General features: G+C 45.1%; 1 protein-coding gene, 1 pseudogene and 2 other annotated features. The gene and the pseudogene both read right to left on the bottom strand.

What is annotated here, in order from left to right; genetic code table 11:
• Positions 1-95: 95 nt before the first annotated feature.
• Positions 96-476, bottom strand: coding sequence for a TIGR04086 family membrane protein (locus tag RUMTOR_RS06390; RefSeq protein WP_009243477.1), 381 nt, complete (start codon positions 474-476; stop codon positions 96-98).
• Positions 477-586: 110 nt separating this feature from the next.
• Positions 587-1134: pseudogene (locus RUMTOR_RS06385) on the bottom strand (stage V sporulation T C-terminal domain-containing protein).
• A gap of 471 nt (positions 1135-1605) precedes the next feature.
• Positions 1606-2475: a sequence feature (23S ribosomal RNA rRNA prediction is too short), on the bottom strand.
• Positions 2476-2478: 3 nt separating this feature from the next.
• Positions 2479-3190: a sequence feature (23S ribosomal RNA rRNA prediction is too short), on the bottom strand.
• Positions 3191-3230 lie beyond the last annotated feature (40 nt).

Here is a 3230-nt window from a genome sequence, read left to right as displayed (position 1 = left end):
CCTCGCACTGTGGTGGATTCTGTAACATATGTTTGACAAACCTACATTTTTAACTGCTCTGCAAGATTGAGAAATGATTGAGATATGAACTGTTTTCAGGCAATCATTCCTCCGAGCATTCCCCCTCCGGCGCACAGCAAAAATGTCACAGCAATATTTGTCACATTCCCTTGAAACGCATGGTATACTCCCAAAGTAATCAGCATAAGCAGGACAAAATATGTTATTCCGGCAAACAGCCCCCATAAGAATTTTCTTTTTCCCGCCAACTTCCCAAGTACAAAACCCGCGGAAAATGTTGAAATCACATAAATTAAAACAATTCCGGCATTGACATTTTGTTCACTCAAACCAAGCTTATAAAGCATCAGCGCCAGTATCAAAAGTAAGAATCCTGTCACAATATAACCACACAAAAGTGATTTCACGAACCAGATCGCCTTTTTCCCAACATTTCCATATTCTTTTGCTTCCATCACAAACCTCCCGTTTCGTATCATCACTAATAAAGCATATGTTTGTCCCGAAAGATTTATGACTGGTGAAAATACTTATTTCCCTCATATTTACCAAGCTGTTCTTGCTGTTATTCCATTTGTCTTCCCAAAAAATCCGCTGCGCTGACGGCAACTCTTTGTTCTACTTCGCCAAAATGTTTTTTCTTATCTTTGTTTAATAAAACGACTGCCCCGATTATATCTCCCGCGCTGATAATAGGAGATATAACTTCATCCTCATATTCATTCATTTCTTCCGTCACTTTTACATATCTGTCATCTCCTTGACACGCCGTTAAAACTTCTCTGTTTCCCAAAACCTGAAGAAACTCTTTTCTTACAAATCTTTCTTCTAAATCTTTTTTACCTGCTCCCGAAACAGCGATAACCTGATCTGTATCTGTAATACACACTGTACACCCCATTGTCTGAGATAAACTTTCCGCATACAATTTTACAGGCATTCCCAAATTTCACCGATCGGGAAGAATACTTTTTCAAAATAATTTCGCCTTTCTTCTGTCAGTAAAATATTTCCAAAGGATCTCCCTCGCGTATACGAAGCGTTCTTCTGATTTCTTTCGGATTACACTCTGCCGAGATCATCATTCCTTCTTACGATTCCTGTTGCTTTCATAAAAAATCCTCCGTTTTGCAAATTTCTATCTTTATCATATTTCTGTCAATAAAGGTAGTATCTGTAAAACTAAGGTTTTTATGCGTTTCTCCGGCAGGAATACAAAAACGACACTTGTTTTTAAAAAATCAGAACTGATCATTATACAATGTCCATTCTTGAAGAAAATCAAATCATTAATCAGTGTTTCCTTAAATATTTAACCGGCACATATAATTATTAGAATATTTCTGACAAGCCCGACTTTAGCTTGCCTCTGCCGCAAAAAAAGACAACGCCTTTTCAGACGCTGCCTTCTCTCATTCCGTTTGGAAAATATTCTCTTCTTATTTATATCTCGTTTACATATACCTTCAAAACTACATACAAAGAATCTTTTTCATCCTACCCTTACGGGTACCGTCTTTGATAAGCATCTAAAACACAGATGCTAACCAACGACATGTGCCTATCTCCGCTTTGGTTATGCCCTCGACCTATTAGTAACAGTCAGCTCCATGTGTTGCCACACTTCCACCTCTGCCCTATCTACCTCGTCGTCTTCAAGGGGTCTTACTAACTTGACGTTATGGGATATCTCATCTTGAGGGGGGCTTCACGCTTAGATGCCTTCAGCGTTTATCCCTTCCCGGCTTGGCTACTCTGCTATGCACTTGGTAATACAACAGATACACCAGCGGCCAGTCCACCCCGGTCCTCTCGTACTAAGGGCAGCTCCTCTCAAATATCCTACGCCCACGCCGGATAGGGACCGAACTGTCTCACGACGTTCTGAACCCAGCTCGCGTACCGCTTTAATGGGCGAACAGCCCAACCCTTGGGACCGACTACAGCCCCAGGATGCGATGAGCCGACATCGAGGTGCCAAACCACTCCGTCGATGTGAACTCTTGGGAGTGATAAGCCTGTTATCCCCAGGGTAGCTTTTATCCGTTGAGCGATGGCAATCCCACTTTATACCACCGGATCACTAAGTCCTACTTTCGTACCTGCTCCACCCGTCGGTGTCGCAGTCAAGCTCCCTTCTGCCTTTGCACTCTTCGAATGGTTTCCAACCATTCTGAGGGAACCTTTGAGCGCCTCCGATACCCTTTCGGAGGCGACCGCCCCAGTCAAACTCCCCACCTGACATTGTCCCCCAGCCGGATCACGGCTGCTGGTTAGAAACCCAATACTGCAAGGGTGGTATCCCAACATTGACTCCATGGCAACTGGCGTCACCACTTCCTAGTCTCCCACCTATCCTGTACATGCAATATCGAATCCCAGTATCAAGCTAGAGTAAAGCTCCATGGGGTCTTTCCGTCCTGGCGCAGGTAACCAGCATCTTCACTGGTATTTCAATTTCACCGGGTGCATTGTTGAGACAGTGCCCAAATCATTACGCCTTTCGTGCGGGTCGGAACTTACCCGACAAGGAATTTCGCTACCTTAGGACCGTTATAGTTACGGCCGCCGTTTACTGGGGCTTAAGTTCAAAGCTTCGCTTGCGCTAACCTCTCCCCTTAACCTTCCAGCACCGGGCAGGCGTCAGCCCATATACCTCACCTTTCGGTTTCGCATAGACCTGTGTTTTTGCTAAACAGTTGCTTGGGCCAATTCTCTGCGGCCATTCGCATGGCACTCCTTCTCCCGAAGTTACGGAGTCATTTTGCCGAGTTCCTTAACAATGCTTCTCCCGTCGGCCTTAGGATTCTCTCCTCATCCACCTGTGTCGGTTTACGGTACGGGTATCCTGTAAACAATAGCGGCTTTTCTTGGCAGCCAGCTCACACACTTCTCTACTTCTTTTCGATCCGCATCACGTCTTCGGATTGCACACCGGATTTGCCTGATGTACTCCTACCTCGCTTGCACCGGTCTTTCCATTCCCGGCTTGTGCTCTCTGTCTGCGTCCCCACAGTTCTGTTACAGGATAGTACAGGAATTTCAACCTGTTATCCATCGACTACGTCTTTCGACCTCGCCTTAGCCCCGACTTACCCAGGGCAGATCAGCTTTACCCTGAAACCTTAGATATTCGGCCAAGAGGATTCTCACCTCTTTTCTCGCTACTTCATTCCCGCCATTCCTCTCTTCTTAAAAATCCACTGGCT

Origin of the sequence: [Ruminococcus] torques ATCC 27756 (assembly GCF_000153925.1) — a bacterium.
Lineage (GTDB): Bacteria > Bacillota > Clostridia > Lachnospirales > Lachnospiraceae > Mediterraneibacter > Mediterraneibacter torques.
The sequence above is the reverse complement of the archived record's forward strand: the minus strand, read 5'-3'. Positions and strand labels throughout refer to the sequence as shown.

Coding starts and splice junctions, on each gene's coding strand:
- RUMTOR_RS06390 (WP_009243477.1), bottom strand. CDS start 476: ATGGAAGCAAAAGAATATGGAAATGTTGGGAAAAAGGCGATCTGGTTC.